Below are 18,535 nucleotides of genomic sequence, written 5' to 3'. Positions count from 1 at the left end.
ATGGCGGCTTTTTTGCACTCATTTTGAGGAGGGATTTATATGCCAATGGCAACAAGCGTATCCGCTATAGCGCAGCCATTCTATAGAATGTAACCGCCATCGGATGTTGGGCTAATAGTCAAGCCTGATTTTGAGATTGATCCGTTATTCTTCTCTTTTTCTCAGCAATAAGTAAACCTAGCAGTACATATCCTCTGTACACTAATCCAATTAAAAGCACTCCGCCAGCAATAGAAAGGAGGATAACTAAAATGTTAAGTATAAATAGAAATAACTCCAAAAAGACACCTCCAAAGTAAATTAGTCTTTTTTATCTTATAGTAAAAGTCGTGTCGAAGTATCATAAAGCTTGTCATAAAACAAAATAAGAAAGCAGTTGAATGAAAGAACTAAGTTATTCAAAAAGGCTAATGGTCAGAGTAAAAGACTATATATACGCAACTTTTTTTCGTTTTTCTGGTATATATGATAAAAAAATGAAACTGGGTGTTTATTCAATGAGACGAATTTTTGTTTCTCTACTTGTATCTTCCTGCCTTCTTATTTCTGGCCTGCTTCTAGCGCCTCTGAGTTATGCGGAGAATTCAAATTCCAATCTTCCCGTTGTAGTAGAGGATGCGGCTGTGTTCTATCTGGTTCCGCACCAACTGACTGCCGAATTAAACAAATCTTCTTTATCGCTGGATTCCGTCTCCATAAAGACCGCTCCCCTGCTGAAGAAAAATAATCACTTGTATTTCCCGTTCAAATGGCTGGAAACAGCTCACTTGGCAACCACCAAGTGGGATGCAAAGACAGGCAGCACGTGGGCGGAGTTTGACACTGAGAACTCGGTACCTTTTTCCTCATTTCGGTTGATGCCTAACCAAGCAAAGATTTTCAGATACGAAGACGGAACCATGACAGCGCTGGATGAGCCAATCCCTAAAACGTTTATGAAAAACGATCAATTGTATATTCCAGCGTCACTTCTGCCTAAGATGGGAATAAATTATACATGGAGTAATGGAGTCATGCACTGGGTCTGGAACGACAAAGTAGTTAAAGCGCTTCATCCAACGTATACAACGGATAAGGAAAAAATCACTTTTAGTGCATTAGTACAAAAAGAGTTCGGGCATGCTTATCTTATGGTAAATACAGGGCACGGTGGCATGACAAGTTCCATTGGAGGTAGCATTAGCACGTTTAAGGGAAAAGAAAAAAGCATTGGAAAGCCGATTATAATAAATGGGCAAACATTTCGGCGGATTGAATATTCAGTTGAGCTTCGTCCCGGTCCAAATCCGTTGGAAATTACCACTAATGATAAAGGATCTGTTAAGATTATGGTGCATCGCAAAGTATTAAACCCGTCCTCCGTCCCTATTAGATACAACCATCCCGAGAACGAGCATGACATCCGCTTCACCAAGCCGACACAGGGGTACCTCCGTGTACAGGCTGGAGACCCAATAGCAATTGCTGGAGTCGTGACAGCTACGTATCTGGAAAGCAATGAAGTTTCTTTTGGAGTGGCAGCATTTCAGAACGGTGATTTTGTTGAAGTTGAAAAAAAGACCGTTATCCCCCTCAAACAGGATAAATTCTTTAGCGGTTCTGTCGTTATTCAAAAACCTGGCACTTATCTGGTCAATATTCTAAGTCCAGATGTATTTGTGGGAGGTAGTTCACCGTACGGCTCTGTCAAATGGGCTGAGATAGCAGTCGAAGTGTTGCCTAAAACCAAGAAAAACCCATAATTCTTCTCTTCCAGATCTAATACCAGCTAAATGGTAACAATAATCTTCAAACTTTGTTTTTCATTCATGTAACATTCCTCTCAATGAACAGATTTCAACTAACGTTTCCCGTTAGCTTAACAAAGATTTTTTTTAATACTAGGCTTTTCCTATACTAATTTGAATGGCTTCATAGTACAAGAATTCTACTTTTCCAAAAACATTATTGGAGGCTCACAAATGAGTAAATTTGAAAAAAATCTAATTAAGTATTTGTCTTACGGTTTTATTGTAGGAATATACTATTCCTTTATTAAAGGGCCAACAACAACGAGTACTCCGATCAACGGTATGTTTGAATTTTATACGGTACCCACTTCTACTTTTATTTTTAGAACATTATCAACCTCGTTTCTACTAAGCCTCTTTGCTGGAGTAGTGTATACAATTACTTTTTTGTGTATAAGAGGAAATAAGTAGATTCTTTGAATAACTCCAAAGCAAAAGAAGCTGTCCAAATCGCAACGGCTCCTTTTCTTAAGTAACGGTTCGAAGCAAATATTACGTCATTGGTAGCGCCACTTTAGCTTGCTCCAACAAAGGAGATAGTTATGAGAAAATATGGAATAGCAATCTTTATAGTAATGATATTCGCAAGCGTTTGGATGCTTAGTAGTTACGCTAAAAGTGATACTCAAAATAAAGTATTCGATTATCTTGTAAAAATTCAAGGATACAAACCATCTGAAATTTATTCAGTTAAAACTCAAATAGGTAAAGCTCCCTTAGTTAGTACACAAGTTATTTTTAAGGACGAAACCAATGCAAGGTATTTTAAAAGAGCAAGATAAAATTATTCAGCGTAGCTAAGCCCCCATTAAAGGAGTAGATGATGGGGCGTATAATTATTCTTTGAAGGATTATAACGGAAATGCAATGCACAGTCACATGCTTGTCCTCCTCCAAGAGGTCACAAAATTCAGTCATTTATAAGATTTCAATAGAATGAATCAGTAAAGATCAGTAAATTGAAAACTGCTATGAAAGCTTGTCCTGCTTGACTTTAAGGCTTAAATAAAGAAAATTTTATATCCCCTGAAATAGCCGCATCTTAGACGCACCACACATGATGTAACCACGGGAGTTAGAGATCGTTAACAGCGTTGTTTTAGGCAGTTTGACCTCGACTCCGATAAATGTATGCTCACCCACTTGAATAGGTTCCATGTGTATCATGGTGATTTCATGCACCTCCTCTTTGTTTATGCTATAAGCCTCCAATATTTTTGCAAGTCCCAGCCCACAATGAAAATAACCGAAAATACTTCTTATCAAATCCATGATAAAAAATTTTCCGATTCTTAAATCCCTCCTCTCTAATAGTTGTCCGATGAAAATAAAGATTTAGACTGGATTTGTTGGTCCTAAGCTGATTCTGAATTGCTAAATCGTCAGACTTGGAATAATAAGTTTTAGACTGACCCAAATATAAAACCAGCGGCAGTCAAGGACCTGAAAATAAAGTCCTAGACTGCCGCTGGTTTATTGAACTAACGTTCTCTGTTAGCGTAACAAGTGGTGCTAAATTATTTCATGCGATATATCTACAACCGTTTCGGTGCTGCCGATCGGCTTACCGTCAGTAAGAAACACCGAGGCGATAAATTCTCCCTGAATCGCTAGGCTTCCAATCGCCTTAAATCGTTCTACCTCTATTGGTTTTGCCGAAATAATCGGCTGGATCAACGTCTTCCATCAGTCCCCATTCGACCATATCTGGCGTACGGGTCAGCACTTTCCGATGCGACTGTCGAGAATCCTCTCTATCGCTGGATATTCCTCGAATCTTCGTTCAATGAAATGTTGAATAACCACCCCGTAAAGGGGCGGTTTTCTTATGCTTGCATGAATGCTTCTAACGGCTCCAGAGTCGCGAACGTCTTCTTTGCATCCTTCTTCCGTTGCTCATCATAGAGTTTGGTCAACTCTTCGAATGATTTAGCTTTAATCTTCGTATAACTCGATTTGGTGTATCTGATTATGTACGTCTTTACCCCTTCCTCTTCACTCCACTCGTAAACGACATCATATTTGTCCCTCAAATTCTTTAAATGAAGTGACCGGCGCAACACTGCAAAGTGTTCTTTAATGGCTTCATCACATTCCTCCATAATCTTCTCGTATGTGCAGCCAACTCGCATCAGAATCTCCAATGCCCGTTCATCGCCGTATCTCGCGAGAAATTCCTTCAACGAAACCAGCGCATATAGCATTATTTGTTCCTTGTCATTCGGATTCCTGTATTCATAACAGCCTACAACCAAATTGCGGTCGGTCATTTCCTCCTTACTGAATTGCATATTAAACAAATACTCGAGTGTCTTTTGCTTCATAACGGTTTCCAACATCTGTTCTTTATCAATCCTGATGCCCGTTGTCACCCACGGAAACGGTAGTTGGCCGTTACTTTCACGCGGTATGCTACCCCTAAGATTCAAAATCGGCATACCCGTAGCCATTGCGTACGATCTGTTATATCCGTCGCCCGCGAATATTTCCTGTTCTTCTTGCATGTGTCCTGCCCCTCCTTTTAGTACCAAGTTCCATTCGGCGCGTAGTGCCACCAGTTGTCTGCGAAGTGAATCTCCGCTCGATTCCAGCGAATTACGATCCAAATTACCCTCCGCATTTTCCAGTAATTTCTTGGTTAAGCTATAGTTCTCCGTTCGTATTATGAGCTGTGACCTACGCTTACGGGCTTTGCCACTTCACTTCCGCTCTTCCAATCCCGCTCTGTCCATTGTCAGACAACACTTTTATTTCCATCTCTCCAGGCACTTCATGAATCTCCGTTACAATCGGTTCAGACGAACCGAGAATAAGATCCTATAGTAGACTATTGCATATCCATAAACTACCACTTTTTTGTGTTGGTCTCCTATTAGTTCATCACCGCTGCTTTTCATTAACCCTCGAAGATACTTCTGGGATAAATTGTATCAAATGAGAACCATAAGTCCATCTGATGGTTGCGTTATCCTGCCCGTTGGCTAATGCCGGCTGCCAGTCTACAACTTTATTTTTCACGGTCTAATGCTTTGTTTTTCAGTCTAACACTTTATTTTCACAGAACAATAGTCTCATTAGACTATTTTGTTCTTCCCATAATTTTAAGAATGTATCATACTTCATAACATTCACGCACCTTCCGTATACTTTACCCATATCGCTAAGTTAGTAGCCTGATTGGAGACTCTCCTGTTTAAACCCGCCTCTTAATTCTTAGGTGCATGCAAATTATCTTCTTTATCAGATAAATTACTATGAAAAAAGCTTACTCCCATTTTATTGTTAAAGGAGCAAGCTTATAGATATTCATTAATCGTTGTGAATTATATTGATTTAGGATTTTTATAGCACCAGTTTGGATCATAGGGCAGAGATCTGAACTTCTGCATATCTTCCCAACTGTAGACCCAATCGTAATCAGGAATCCAAAAATAGTCAGTAGGATTTAGCTTGAGATATTCATATATAAATCGAAAAATCAGCTCTTCAACACCATAAACATCTTCAATACATCCTACTTGATACAAGGACAAGCTTGAATCTAATCCACTAATATCCTCATCATGCTCATAATTAATTTCGTAATTATAAATTCCATCAATATAGAATATAAACTGCTGGTTATTTTCAGCACCTAGTGGGTTATAAGATATATTTAGAGTTGTTGAAAAAAACTGTTCGTTCTTATATTTTTTATCATTGTCAAAATATAATCCAGCATCTGCATGAAAGGCAGCTACGATTGCATCTCCTAGTAATTTCTCAGGTGTATATTTTTCTCGTTCTATTAAAATAAAAGCCGAACTCCCCATCACTTAACCACCTTTCTTAATTCCTCCAAGGAATTTACAACAGTTACTCCTAGCTTCTTGATATTATCTAATTTTTCTATATTACTTTGAGATAGATTGCCCAAAGGCTTATCAATATAAAGTATAACTTTCTTCTGTTCTGGATTAAAATAAAGCTTATCAGTAGTAATTGTCATTTTCTCAAGTTGTCCTTCTTTAACTGCTTTGATCGAAGCCTTTACCTCAATTAATTCATTTTTTGTAACCACATCTAAATCACCTGCAAATTGACCATCTTTCTTTAATATTTTTTGCCCAAAACCAGTGACTTCACGTTCTTCTTTTAAAAAGCCAGCTACTTTTGCTTCAGTTGCCTTTCCTACATCTGAGCTATTCATAAAGTTTTCAATATCACGGTTAATATTTTTGGGATGTTGATCAACCCATGTCAGTTCATTGCCAGCAGGGTTTGTATATTTCGTCTTATTTCCTTCCTTAATTATGCTACCCCTATTGTAATTGTGGGTTCCCTCGACGACATGCGGTGCCTTTTCTGCCTTAGCTCCCGAAGAAGGAGTGGATTTTGATGAGCCTCCACCTTCTCCTTTCGCCATCTGCCACAATTCTGCTGAGCTTTCCCCTGCTCCTTTTGCACTTTTAACCGCAGTTGTAGCTCCATGCGCCGCCAAAGCTGCCGATCCAATTAATCCGGGTACCCCAATGATACTCCCTACACCTGTAGATGAAACAGCAACGGATAATCCTTCTCCACCTATTCCAGCTACTACCTCACCTGCCCCTTGCAATGTTGTAGCTACATTTCCGAGAATTTCTCCTACTTTAGCTGCCATGGGATGATCATAATTCCGTTCTTTATCAGGCCATATCCCCACTGTCAAATTCCCCTGAATAGCTCCTTTTGCTCCCTGTGCAGTATCCCAAAGGATTTCTCCTTGAAGTTTGCTAGCTTCCATTTGAGCCTCAGCCTTAGTGATCTCAGCTTGTCCAATCTGTTCAAAAATTTTATGTAACCAACCTTCACCTGTGGATGCTTTTTTAACAGGGGCTCCGAGCCACGGCACATCCAGTACGATTTTTTCCCCGTCCACCTTTGCAAAGTTTTTTGAAATAAAAATAAGTTTTTGTGCTACTGTCGATAGTCGTTCAATCGTCACACTCATGGATTGTCGAGAAACCTGAAACTCCTGAAAAAATCTCTCTTGGGTAGCCCCAGACCAGCCTTGTTGGACAAAATCAATTCGTCCACTCAAAAAATTCAGCATACGTTCCATTTCATGCTTTCTGTGTAAGAACTGATCAGCCACTTCCATCAATTTGTCAGGTGGAACTAATATTCTCCCCATTCTACCACGCCCACTTTAATTTTGATGGAAATAATCTTATCAGAAGGGGTGATTTAGGGAAATCCATCTGCTATCCTGTTATTTCCTTTTAATCCATGTGACATTTGAACTGAAATAAACAGATTTATTATGTCTAAAGTAGTGTATAACGCTGTTAGATGATGCCTAAGTCAGTTTTAGCTGTTCTATCCATATGATAGTGATCAAGTATTGATTATATCATTATTACTTTTTTTTGATTTATAATAATATAATTGACATAATATCAATAAACATCCTTACTATATAATTCTAGGACGCTATATTTAAAGGCTTTTCCTATATAACTTTGAATGGCTTCATAGTACAAATTTCACCTTTTCCATAAACATTATTGGAGGCTAGTAAATGAGTAAATTTGAAAAAAATCTAATTAAGTATTTGTCTTACGGTTTTTGTGTAGGAATTTATTATTCCTTTATTAAAGGGCCAACAACAATGAGTTCTTCAATCAACGGTATGTTTGAATTTTATACAGTACCCACTTCTACTTTTATTTTCAGAACTTTATCAATCTCGTTTATACTAAGCCTCATTGCTGGAGTGGTGTATACAATCGTTTTTTTATGTATAAAAGGAAATAAGTAGATTTCCCAGAAAAATCCCAAAACAAAAGAAGCCAACCCATCGCAATAGCTCCTTTTCTTTATCGACCCTTTATTTAATTGACTAACTATGCAAAAAAGCTTGCTCCCATTTTATTGTTAAAGGAGCAAGCTTATAAAATATTAATCATACTCAATGAACACATTGCCGTTTCCATTGACGGCTTTCTGTAACAATATAATTATATCGTTCTTAAGATCAGGAAGTACAGGTAATATATTAGTCAAACTTTTCGCTTCTTCCTCGGTCAAATATTTAATATCAAATGAATCAAACAATTGTAGGGTCTCTCTAATATTTTCCACTTCCCATGGACTTTCCTCATACCAGCCTTCGTGAGCATAATATTCACTTAGTATATTACTTTGTGCAGATTCTAGTTGAACCAAACAATCCATTAATGTATCAAAGTATCCATTCCATATCTTCAATACATAGCTTTTATCTGAATTTGTATAAATCAATCTTATTTCTGGTTCTCCTTCAAATCCAGCATAGTAGGTATCATTTATTTTATCTATCTTCATCCTCTTACTCCTTCTAATGGCTGTGATTTTGAACTTGAGAGCATTTTATTCTCAGACTGCCACGTGGTGACCCGTTGGTCCGTAATTCGAGCCATTCTCTCAATGCTCAATAGGAGGTGCCTTCACTGGCTACTAACATAAAACTGGAATGGTGGGATCAGCTTACTCTTCATCTTCGTTAACCGCTTTAATCAGATCTCCGTAGACTTCCTTCGTGTGAGCAGATGCATGTTCTTTAAAATGTGTAAACAACCTCATACATCTAATTGCTTGTATTTTATTATTAGCTTCAGCAGACTTTTCCAAACAGCTAAACAAAAATGCGAAGCCTTCTGAAAATCTCCCTTTACGCAAATGATAGATTGCCAATCCCCTTGATAAATGAGTAAAACGTTCTGAACTGATTTGTTGAGTATATACGCCTACCTGATTTTGTTCATTCAAAAAAGATTGAATTTCTGTTTTAAACATTTCAAGGATGTGATCTACATTAATATTATATCGATTAGCCGCCTCAATTATATTATCTATTGCAGGGAGTATTTCATCTTTCTTTGAAGAGAAATAAGCAACATAATCAGGGATTACACCTAAGTCGCCTGACATAAGCCTATTTACATAAATATTAGCAGTTGCCCATTCTTTAAATTGGCTTTTCCATTTTAGGGTCGTTTCATCTTTCTCTTCTACCCATCTTAAATCGGCATATCTCTGGATATGTTGGAGCGCTGCATCATAATCTTTATTAGCATCACAAACTTCAGCTCGTATTAAATGCGAAAATGCCCAGTAGACAAATGGAGGGTATAGCGGCTTCTTTGTATATTTATTATTTTCATGATGCTGTTGATCAATTTTGTATTGTATTTTTGCTTTATTTCCTAATACTTTGGAAAACGCATCCAATTTAGCCCATTTTCGTAGAGAACGATATGTATTCACCAACGCCCTTAGTGCATCAAGTTGATCTACCTCATCTAACCGATCAACGTAAGGCTCAAATTGAACGGCTGCATCATAGTTTTTCTCTTGATCGTCTCTAATACGAATCGTAAACAATCGATACTGGCAAACCGCTAATCGTTCTGAATACTGATATCTCTCCCCTTCTGCTACATTTTCATAAAGGAACGCCGCTGCTTCAGTATAACCTTTTTTAAAAGAATCCTCGGCTACTTCAAAAAGTGAAGGAAGATAAACAGGATTATCTAGCAACATACCTACAACTCTTCGCAAGCAATCAAGTCGCCCTAACTCCACGCAGCGGTACAAAAAAGGGCTGATTCTTCGCCAGTTGAGCGGTTCTTCCTCAATACATTCTTCAATATAACGTTCATAAAAATAATCTGGTGGTAAATTCATTCCCATAGTGATGCGATCTAGCTGGTGAACTGAAATTGATCGGTTGCCCGTCACAATGCCACTAACTGTCCCTACATTCAAATCAATCATGTGACCAAACTCGGTCATGGTTAAGCTTTTCCGTATCAGATAGGTTTGAACTTCTGCTCTAATCGTAGGTGTGATCTCCATAGATAAACCACCCTTTCAACATAAACTCGACATATAATACATAATTAAACCATGTAATGAGAAACAGTTAGTAAAAATTACTTTATCCCATCATTGTCTTTTGGAACAAAGTCATATACCCTTCGTTGTTTACAACAGCACACATTACATTTTTGCACTTTTTACATATATACCTCAAAAGAGGATTTCCTCATTTTGCTTATATACAGCAAAACACGCAATAAAAAGGCTAGACGGATCATTCCATCTAACCTGTTCCATTATCCATTTGGTTTTATACTCTATACCTTATTAAGTACTTTAAATATCATGCATCTTTTTCCTGTTAAGAATAATTACATTTCGCCATGGTGACTCGGTTGATAGCCATGTTCTTGATCATGAAAAAGTAAAGGGACAGTAACTATTGCTATTAACATAAAGCTGGTTGCTAAAAAGGTCAGAATTATTTTACGCTTCATCTTGATCCACCTCATTAATCAAGTTTCTGTAGGCTGTCTTCGTCTCAAATGATGAATGCTCCTGATAAGATTCAAAAAGCCTCATACATTTAATTATATATGATTTATTATTGATTAATGTAGATTTTTCCAAACAATTTAATAAAAATTTAAAACCATCAGAAAATCTTCCTTTAGTCAAAAAGTAGACTGATAATTCCTTAGAAAAATGTATAAAACGCTCTGTTATGAATCTTTGAGTATAAAAGCCTTCGATTTTTTGTTGTTCTAAATAAGATGAAATGTCCTCCTTGAATTGCTCTAAAATATCATCTACATCAAATTGGTATCGATTAGCTGCCTCGATGATATTATCAAGTGCGGGAAGAACCTCATCTTTCCTTGAAGAAATATAAGCTACATACTCGGGAAGTACGCTCTCTTCGCCTGAAAGAAGCTTATTTACATAAGTATTTACTACCGCCCAATCCTCATATTTATTTTTCCATTTCAATGTTTCTTCATCTGTATCCAAAACCCAGCTTAAATCAGCATATTTTTTGATATGATGAAGTCCCATTTCATAGTCTTTCCTCTCGTCATATGCTTGTGCACGAAGTAAATGCGAAAAAGCCCAATAAGCAAACAGAGGAAAGCTTGGTTTCTTTACATTTTCTCTTTTGGAAGGATGCCGTTGTTGCTCCATGTTATATTGAATTTTTGCCTTGTCTCCCAAAGCTTTAGCGAATAATTCTACTTTGTCCCATTTTCGTAACGAACGGTATGTATTCGCCAGATCTTTTAATGCATCTAACTGTTCTATCTCATCTAGTCGATCAACGTATATTTCAAATTGAACGGCTGCTTCATAGTTTTTCTCTTGATTATCTCCTTGCCTTGTATGGAACAAACGGTACTGGCACATAGCCAGACGTTCTGAATATTGCTTTTTCTCACTTACAGCCACATTTTCATAAAGTATGGTTGCCGCTTGATACATTTTTTCATGAAATAGTTCTTCGGCAAGCTCAAATAAAGATTCTGAATAGCCTAGTTTATCCATCAATAAATTAACCACATCATGAATGCAGTCCAATTTATTTAATTTCGCACAATTATGTATAAAAGGACTCATTCGACGCCAATTCGGATTAGCCTCTGTTAAATACTCAGACACATACCGTTCGTAGTAATAGCCAACGGGAAGCCCCATTGCTTTTGTAATTCGATCTAACTGATCGACTGAAAGTGTGCGGTTCCCATTAATAATACTGCTCATGGTGCCCGGATTCATTTCTGCTTCTCTAGCTAAATCACTTAGGATTAAATCATGATCTTTCATATGTTTTGTTATCTCTGTGAGTATCGTGGTTGTTGTGTTGTACAAAGTAACCACCCCTTGTCAGGAACTTAGTAGGATATCAACTCATTAAAAAAGGACTATTGCAATCCAATGATTGTATAGCCTTTCCGCAATTCATTGTACCATCTTTTGGCACAATATCATATACCTTTCAGAACCTTACTTAAGATACCTTTGAAGGGTTTGTAAAGAAAATTAAGCTCTATAAATCCTGAAACATACGAATCATATCTCTACACTGTATGCCATTCTCATAAATTTCTTCTACATAGTTATGTCTGACAAAGAAATCTAGATCTACACCTACAATTCTGAAACCACATTTTTGGTAGAGAGCTAACTGTCCAATGCTAGAGTTTCCTGTACCCATTTCCATCGTTTTATAACCTTGTGCCCTAGCTGTTTCAATGGCATGTGTCACTAATAGTCTGCCTATTCCTTTACCATGCATATCTTCTGATACTGCTATATTCACTAACTCAACTGTTTCAGGTCTTGTAGGTAAAAGAACATAGACTCCCACAATTTGATGGTCAATTTCTGCTACATAACACTGCCCTCTTTTCAAATATTCCTCAACAAGTTGGCACGAAGGATCAGCTAGTAACAAGAGCTCTATTGGATATTTTTCATTTGAATTAAGTAGTCTAATATTCATATATTCTCTCCTGAATGTATTATGGCCCCCGGTTTTCCTCCCTTATCGCAAGCTTTATTCCAGAAATCCGGGGGTGATGGCGATGAGATGAAGCCCTAACTTAGGTTGACCTCAATTCATACAAACCATTATGCAGTGAAAGACGGGCAGAGTATGGACCTTCAAACAAGACACTGGTATTAAATACGGCCGGAAGCCTATCATCAGGAAACCAAGGCCGTTGCTTGTCTATGACTATAAATGATCCTTCTACATTCCCTAGCGGCGCGAACTTTTGTCCAGCCCCTCCCCATGGATCAAGTTGGAACGTTTCGGTGATTATCCTAGATACTTCAGGGACATCATCGACAGGAAGACCGATCTCGCTTATACGAAGTAGAGAGTTGGGCCCGAAAGCTTCAGTGACTGCATTGTCGAGTGTATGGTGAGCGATGAACTCGACGAGGTTATGATCCGGATCATAGAAGTAAAGCGCGGTTGCATTCCAGTTTTCGAAAAAAAACTCATCTTCTTGGGGTCTTGAAATCAATGAAATTCCACGGTCGATTACCCACTGTTTTGCTTCTGTGAATTTATTTGTTGGAATCGTAAATGCAATATGGTAAAACTCATTTTCCATATGGGAGGATTCCTGAAAAGCAAGAGCCGATTCCCCTACTTGAAACGACAGCCGCGAAGGGCTTTCCTCCGCAACCTGCAAATCCAAGAGAGAGCCGTAAAAAGCTTTTATCGCTTCGAAACTATGGGTGCCTAAGAGCACTTCTTTTAATTTCAATGCACTGGTCCTCCCCACAAATAATTTTGATACCCATTGTCCGTCTAATCCATATCAGCATTTTATCTCAGACTATATGAGGTCATTACAATGTTTGTTTATTATCCTTTAAGTCGCTTAAAAATTTGGCGTTCACATCTAACGCCGCAAATTGAAGTAGTATATCCTGTTCATCTAGAGCTTTACTTTTTGCTATTTCGAGATAAAGCTTGGGCTGGTCCCGAAACGCTCTTGCCCTCCCAATCGAGTATGCCTTCTGGAGATATTCATGAGCTAATACAGGTTTGCTCTGATGAAGAAGTGTTTCCGCCATCTGAATATAAGGTTCAGCATGTATAATGCGGTACCCTGTACCTTCCAAATCTAAAATCTCCTCATTTAAAAGCTCTACTGATCGCTGAGTATGCTCGTTATAATTGAGAATTTGAACGTATTGATGCAAGGTTACACCTGTGATGCCCCATTTATGCTTAGGCTCGGGTATTAGATCCCAAGCCTTCTGGGCTTTTTCCACAGCCAAGTTGCTATCTAATGGGAGTGTATGAGCTGCATCCTCTCCAAGCTCCCAAATCTCTTCTTCCAATTGAGCCTCCAGATCGTGGTACATTCGAATATTCATCTATTCCTCCCAATTGGATAATATAAGTTCAACACATAGAGATGTCTACTCCTCGTTGCGTTTAGCGAAAGCGCTTGATTAAGGATATCACTCCCCAGATGAGCAACGCCAAGATCCCGCTAACGATTACGAATGTCATTAAGATCGAAGTCCATACGATATTCAATCAACATCACCCCATGCATCATTTTATGGTCATCTTGTAGAGTACTCTTCTAATGTCTCTCCATATTTTAACGCACGTTGGCTTCCGCTGCATTCGAATTGAATATTTTTATTTTTATGATAATGGATAAAAAGGCTAGTAATGCAAACATCAGCCCGCTCCAGATGAGCTGGTGTATTCCCAAGTGAGAGATAAACCACCCGCCCGTAGCAGCCCCTATCGTAATACCTAGATTAGAAAATGAGACAAACAGGCTATTACCAAACTCTGGAGCTTCTTTCGCTTCCGTGGTTAACCATGTTTGACTAATAATAAGCCCCCCAGAATGCACGGCCCCCCAAGTGAGCACAACCACAAACATCGGTAGGAAAGAAGCACCCAGAGCATAGGTGAATACGTAAATGACCGTATATAGCAATGGGAACATAATTACGGTCTTGGTCAGATTTTTATGTAATAATCCCCCGAATAAAAAATTCCCAAAAATCATGACGATTCCAAAGACCATCAACATCATACTGATCCATGACCCGTTCATCAGAGTTACTTCTCCAAGATATTCGGCAAAATAGCTATACACCGAAAACATAGCTGCAAAGATAAAAATAACAGTCACAATGTTGAACCACAATTGAGGTTTACGTAATATACCAAGCTGTTTGCCATAAGACATCTTTTCCTGAACTGGCAGGGAAGGAAGCCATACGAGTATTCCCACAAATGCAATCATGCTTACGACAGCTCCAAATAAGAAGGCAGCTTCTAACGATATCTTTTCAGCAAGATAGGAAGTCAAAGGCACGCCAAACGCAAATCCTACCGTAATTCCAGCGAAAACCTTGGTGACGGCTTTACTACTCTTTTCAGGGGGGACCAGATGAGCTGCAGTCACGAGGGCGACCGAAAAAAAGACAGGATGAAAAATAGCGGGAAGAACACGAAAAATGAGCATGACCTCAAAATGAGTGGTATAGGCATAGACAATATTGGAAATGACAAAACTGAATACAGCGATTAATAGAATGATTTTACGATTCATACCAGAAACGAGTAAGGTCAAAAATGGACCTGAAATGGCAACAACGAAAGAAAAAATACTGACGAGCCAACCAGCCTGGGCAGCTGATACATTGAATTTTTGGGTTACTTGAGGGAGAACGCCTATAATTCCCATTTCCGTTGTAATAATGCCGAATACGCCTAAAGCCAGAATGATAATTAGTAACGGGTTAACCTTTTTCATTTTAAGTATAAGCCTCCAAATTAATTATATATATAGATTTGTAGATATATTACGTGAAAAAAAACCTCCTTTCTATTTATAATTCCTTTTGAACATACTCGGCAAATTCCCGGATTGTTTTTTCATTCCGACGATAGTACGTCCACTTCCCAATACGCTCAGACTCTAACAAACCGGATTTTTGCATCGTTAATAAATAACTTGAAATCACAGACTGCGCAAGTCCCGCTTTAGCCTGAATATCTCCCACACATACACCAATTTGAAAATTAAGCCCTTGCTTCAGATAAGCCTGTTCATCAAAAAACTCTTCTGGTTTTTTTAACCACAGCATAATTAGACGGCGAGTTTCGTTTGACAATGCTTTATAAATCAATGACGGTTCCATATAAAACATTATATCTATTTTATTAGATTTGTAAATATAAAGTCCAATGATTACGTAGAAAAATAAATAATAAAGGCTGCTTTCCCACGGGAAATCCGTTGGGAAACAGCCTGTTCAAGTACATATTCAACTACACTGACTTACTCTTATTGGAGCGATACATCAAGTACAGGAAATACGGTGCACCGATCAGTGCGATCAGTAATCCGGAAGGAATTTCAGTCGGCGCAAGCACTGTCCGTCCAATTGTATCAGCCAGCACCAGCATTACCGCTCCCAAGATGCTAGACAGAACGATAGAGCGACGTACATGGTGCCCAATCAACGTACGCACGATATGCGGAGCAATCAGCCCGATGAAGCCAACTGTACCTACACAGGCTACCGCTCCGCCCGCCAGCAGCACCCCCACTGCCATCGCCAGCAACCGGGTGCGGCGCACCGGAAGTCCCAGTCCCATAGCGCTGCTGTCGTCAAACACCAAAAGATCGAAGCGGCGAGCTAGCCACCAGGCTATTGGCAACAACACGAGCAGAAAAGCCAAAATCGTCGCCACCTGCCCCCAGTTTCGAGCGTAGGTACTACCCGTCAGCCAAATATAGCCTGTGCTGCCCCAAAGCGAACCTTGGATAATCAGTATCTGAATGCCAGCTGCTCCGATCGCTGATACAGCAATCCCAAGTAGGATGACCACAGACGGGTTTAGGTGCTTGTTCCATGATAAAAAGAAGATCACCGCCGCCGACACCGTCGCTCCGGCAATCGCCGCGATAGGCAGCATATAAACAGGCAGCCCAGGCCAAACGATAATCACTGCAAGCGCGCCAAAGCCAGCCCCTGAAGAAACACCAATGATCGAGGCATCCGCTAAGGGGTTACGAACGGCTAATTGGATCAAGACACCGCTGACTGCAAGCGCGATACCAGCCCCGGCTGCCACCAGCGTGCGCGGAATTCTAAACTGCAGCAAGGCTGAATTTGCGTTCTCACCGCCAAACAGGCCAGACAGCAAATCGCCAACCGGAATTCGCATCCCTCCAAACATCAGGCTGAATACGGTCAACAGCACGGCACCGCACCCAAGCAACGTGACCAGCCTGCCATAGGGTAATTTCCGAGAGCGCACACCTATGTTCATTGAAGATTGTCCATTAATCCCAGAAGGCAGCTTCATCTTCCACAGAATCAACCAAATTAACCAAGGAGCCCCAATCAAGGCCATCATTGCTCCGGTCGGCAGATCCATGCTTGATTGGTGGACCATCTTCGCCAGCACGTCAGCGCCGGTCAACAGTAATGCCCCCCATAGAAAGGAACCAGGCAGCACCCAGCGATGCATTTTCAGGCCGCTTAAGCGCACCAAATGAGGAGCTACCAAACCCACAAAACCAATAGGTCCAATGACGCTAACTGTAATGGTCGACAGCAGGACAGCTAATACAATACCCACCGCCCGGGTCAAACTAACCTTTTGTCCAAGTGACGTGGATGTGGACTCATCCAGATCCAGGACATCAAATTGTCTTGACAGCAGAAAGGCAATGACCGAGAGTCCTACGACCCAGGGCCAGGCGTAAGTCGTCCCGCTCCAGTCGTTTTGCACAAGCGAGCCAGAACCCCAGAGAAACAGTCCCTGCGTTTCAAATGAATAAAAGATATGCAAAGCTCCGGTAAACGAACCGAGAACCATGGATACAATCAAGCCGGCAAGCGCCAACCGAATCGGACTTCCCGCTCGTCCCCCGCCCATGAAGTAAGCGAGTACCGCTGCCAGAAGGCCGCCGACAGCGGCAAATAGAAACGGCGCCTGATGCAGCAGTCCGGGAAACATCACCGCGCCAAGGACAACTACAAAGTAGGCACCAGCGTTAATTCCTAGTGTATCAGAAGCCGCCAGCGGATTTTTGGTGATGGCCTGAAGCAAAGCACCAGCGATGGCAAGCGCACCACCAGCCAGGATTCCGATGACCGTACGCGGCATTCGTAGATCCCACACCATGTTATGTTCAAGCGTATTCTGACGCTGGGTCAACGCCTCAATTACTGTATGCAGCGGGATTGAAGCCTCTCCATAACACAAGCTTACAAAAAAAAGCACGATGAGGACGATCAATCCGCCCCCAAAGATGCTTCCTACACGCCAAATTTTCGATAACCCCCTTGTGCCTGTACGGGTCATTTCGTCAGAGCTCCGACTACCTGATCAACGAGTACTTTAGATGAGATCGGGCCGCCGAACGTCCATGTTGTACCGTCCAGTGGATAGGTTCGTTTTTCTTTGACAAAGTTTAGTCCGTTCCATACGGAGTTGTTCTTCATTGCGGCTCCAAATACATCGTCCGTCTTTTGCGTAATGTAGATAAAATTACTATCCTGTACAGCAGGAAGAGCTTCAATACCAACGGTGCTAAACCCGTATTTCTCGGTCTTGTCCGACTTCCAGTCGTTCACCATGCCGATTTTCGCGAGCGTTCCCACTACAACCGAATTTTCCTTGAACATTCGCAGACTGGCAGCATTTTGAGCTGTGAAGGCCTGTGTTAGCGCATAGTGAAAGTCTGCTTTGCCCGCTTTCTCCAATGTTGCCTTTGCCTCTACATAGTGCTGGTCAAGTTCGCTTAGGACCTTATCAGCCTGTTCCGTTTTTCCGGTAGCCACAGCGACTTGCTTGAAAATTTCGACCATACGGTCGTAATCATAGCCGTTCCCCTTGTAAGGATCGAATTCTATTGTCGGTGCTATCCCCTTAAGCTGTGCATAGATCGCTGCATTGTTATCGGCGTTGGAGATAATAAGATCCGGCTTAAGCGCCGCAATCGCTTCTAGATTCGGTTCGCCCCGTGTGCCGATATCAGTTACGGTATCAGCCAGCTTCGCCTCCGGTGTTACCCACAGCTTGTAGTTTTCATTGTCCGCATTACCGACAGGCTGTACGCCAAGTGCAATGAGGTCCTCGGTAAACGTCCATTCGAGTACAACTACACGTTCCGCTGGCTTGTCCAGCTTGACTTCCCCATGGTCATCCTTAACCGTAACCGGACCAGCCGTTGTGGATGTCTGCTCAGACCCTGCAGTACCTTCCGTCTTCGAGCTATCCCCAGCCGCACCGCAGCCCGCCAATACAATAGTAAAAACTACAAATAATAATAGGCTATTCAACATCTTTTTCATTTCTCTCAATCACCCCTGTATGTATATTGCATTGGAAAATGATAATCATTATCAGTAAAAGA

18 protein-coding genes and 1 pseudogene are annotated in these 18,535 nt (G+C 40.4%); 4 read left to right on the top strand and 15 right to left on the bottom strand.

Annotated elements, in window-relative coordinates; translation table 11 throughout:
- The first annotated feature begins 497 nt into the window (after positions 1-497).
- Complete coding sequence (locus NSS94_RS08340) at positions 498-1,742, top strand: hypothetical protein (RefSeq protein WP_029516570.1); 1,245 nt, start codon at positions 498-500, stop codon at positions 1,740-1,742.
- A 590-nt stretch (positions 1,743-2,332) separates the two neighbouring features.
- Positions 2,333-2,572: a DUF3139 domain-containing protein gene (locus NSS94_RS08335; RefSeq protein WP_230584966.1), complete on the top strand. Its 240-nt coding sequence runs from the start codon at positions 2,333-2,335 to the stop codon at positions 2,570-2,572.
- 265 nt (positions 2,573-2,837) lie between these two features.
- On the opposite strand, the pseudogene NSS94_RS08330 reads toward NSS94_RS08335, so the two are convergent.
- The 5 genes and pseudogenes from NSS94_RS08330 to NSS94_RS08310 all read right to left on the bottom strand — a co-directional run.
- Positions 2,838-2,957, bottom strand: a pseudogene (locus NSS94_RS08330) (DUF1805 domain-containing protein); the annotation flags it as partial.
- Positions 2,958-3,302: 345 nt separating this feature from the next.
- Positions 3,303-3,467, bottom strand: a complete 165-nt coding sequence (locus NSS94_RS08325; protein WP_155271686.1) for a hypothetical protein — start codon at positions 3,465-3,467, stop codon at positions 3,303-3,305.
- A 149-nt stretch (positions 3,468-3,616) separates the two neighbouring features.
- Positions 3,617-4,396 (bottom strand): hypothetical protein, encoded by a 780-nt coding sequence (locus NSS94_RS08320; RefSeq protein ID WP_230584964.1) that lies wholly within the window; start codon positions 4,394-4,396, stop codon positions 3,617-3,619.
- Between the two features lie 717 nt (positions 4,397-5,113).
- Positions 5,114-5,602: a hypothetical protein gene (locus NSS94_RS08315; protein ID WP_029516567.1), complete on the bottom strand. Its 489-nt coding sequence runs from the start codon at positions 5,600-5,602 to the stop codon at positions 5,114-5,116.
- The gene (locus tag NSS94_RS08310; RefSeq protein ID WP_341039150.1) at positions 5,602-6,945 is read right to left on the bottom strand and encodes a WXG100 family type VII secretion target; all 1,344 of its coding nucleotides are present in this window, start codon (positions 6,943-6,945) and stop codon (positions 5,602-5,604) included. The genes NSS94_RS08315 and NSS94_RS08310 overlap by 1 nt, the downstream gene beginning before the upstream one ends.
- Positions 6,946-7,332: 387 nt before the next feature.
- Between NSS94_RS08310 and NSS94_RS08305 the strand changes: the two genes are divergently transcribed.
- The gene (locus NSS94_RS08305; protein WP_039269860.1) at positions 7,333-7,572 is read left to right on the top strand and encodes a hypothetical protein; all 240 of its coding nucleotides are present in this window, start codon (positions 7,333-7,335) and stop codon (positions 7,570-7,572) included.
- A 140-nt stretch (positions 7,573-7,712) separates the two neighbouring features.
- Here NSS94_RS08305 and NSS94_RS08300 read toward each other — a convergent pair whose 3' ends face one another.
- The 6 genes from NSS94_RS08300 to NSS94_RS08275 form a co-directional block, all read right to left on the bottom strand.
- On the bottom strand, positions 7,713-8,117 hold the full coding sequence (locus NSS94_RS08300) for a hypothetical protein (protein WP_069012780.1): 405 nt from the start codon (positions 8,115-8,117) through the stop codon (positions 7,713-7,715).
- Between the two features lie 162 nt (positions 8,118-8,279).
- Entirely contained in the window at positions 8,280-9,650 is a 1,371-nt protein-coding gene (locus tag NSS94_RS08295; RefSeq protein WP_341039149.1) for a helix-turn-helix domain-containing protein, read from the bottom strand.
- 450 nt (positions 9,651-10,100) lie between these two features.
- On the bottom strand, positions 10,101-11,432 hold the full coding sequence (locus tag NSS94_RS08290) for a helix-turn-helix domain-containing protein (protein ID WP_341039148.1): 1,332 nt from the start codon (positions 11,430-11,432) through the stop codon (positions 10,101-10,103).
- A gap of 223 nt (positions 11,433-11,655) precedes the next feature.
- On the bottom strand, positions 11,656-12,111 hold the full coding sequence (locus tag NSS94_RS08285; RefSeq protein ID WP_341039147.1) for a GNAT family N-acetyltransferase: 456 nt from the start codon (positions 12,109-12,111) through the stop codon (positions 11,656-11,658).
- A 100-nt stretch (positions 12,112-12,211) separates the two neighbouring features.
- The gene (locus tag NSS94_RS08280; RefSeq protein WP_341039146.1) at positions 12,212-12,886 is read right to left on the bottom strand and encodes a VOC family protein; all 675 of its coding nucleotides are present in this window, start codon (positions 12,884-12,886) and stop codon (positions 12,212-12,214) included.
- Positions 12,887-12,971: 85 nt separating this feature from the next.
- Positions 12,972-13,505, bottom strand: coding sequence for a hypothetical protein (locus NSS94_RS08275; RefSeq protein WP_165081524.1), 534 nt, complete (start codon positions 13,503-13,505; stop codon positions 12,972-12,974).
- A gap of 74 nt (positions 13,506-13,579) precedes the next feature.
- Here NSS94_RS08275 and NSS94_RS08270 point away from each other — a divergent pair, with 74 nt between their 5' ends.
- Positions 13,580-13,711, top strand: coding sequence for a hypothetical protein (locus NSS94_RS08270; protein WP_341039145.1), 132 nt, complete (start codon positions 13,580-13,582; stop codon positions 13,709-13,711).
- Positions 13,712-13,738: 27 nt separating this feature from the next.
- On the opposite strand, the gene NSS94_RS08265 is transcribed toward NSS94_RS08270, so the two are convergent.
- From NSS94_RS08265 to NSS94_RS08250, 4 genes are all read right to left on the bottom strand, one after another.
- Complete coding sequence (locus tag NSS94_RS08265; RefSeq protein WP_029516559.1) at positions 13,739-14,914, bottom strand: MFS transporter; 1,176 nt, start codon at positions 14,912-14,914, stop codon at positions 13,739-13,741.
- A gap of 76 nt (positions 14,915-14,990) precedes the next feature.
- Positions 14,991-15,302 carry an ArsR/SmtB family transcription factor gene (locus tag NSS94_RS08260; protein ID WP_023987858.1) on the bottom strand — a complete coding sequence of 104 codons (312 nt, stop codon included), beginning with the start codon at positions 15,300-15,302 and terminating at the stop codon, positions 14,991-14,993.
- Between the two features lie 130 nt (positions 15,303-15,432).
- Complete coding sequence (locus NSS94_RS08255) at positions 15,433-17,481, bottom strand: iron ABC transporter permease (protein ID WP_341039144.1); 2,049 nt, start codon at positions 17,479-17,481, stop codon at positions 15,433-15,435.
- Positions 17,478-18,473 carry an ABC transporter substrate-binding protein gene (locus NSS94_RS08250; protein ID WP_029516556.1) on the bottom strand — a complete coding sequence of 332 codons (996 nt, stop codon included), beginning with the start codon at positions 18,471-18,473 and terminating at the stop codon, positions 17,478-17,480. Before NSS94_RS08250 ends, NSS94_RS08255 begins: the two co-directional genes overlap by 4 nt.
- Positions 18,474-18,535 lie beyond the last annotated feature (62 nt).

This window comes from Paenibacillus sp. FSL L8-0644 (assembly GCF_038008165.1).
Classification (GTDB): Bacteria; Bacillota; Bacilli; order Paenibacillales; family Paenibacillaceae; genus Paenibacillus; species Paenibacillus polymyxa_D.
Note: the sequence above shows the minus strand (reverse complement) of the source record. Positions and strands in the feature narration are given on the sequence as shown.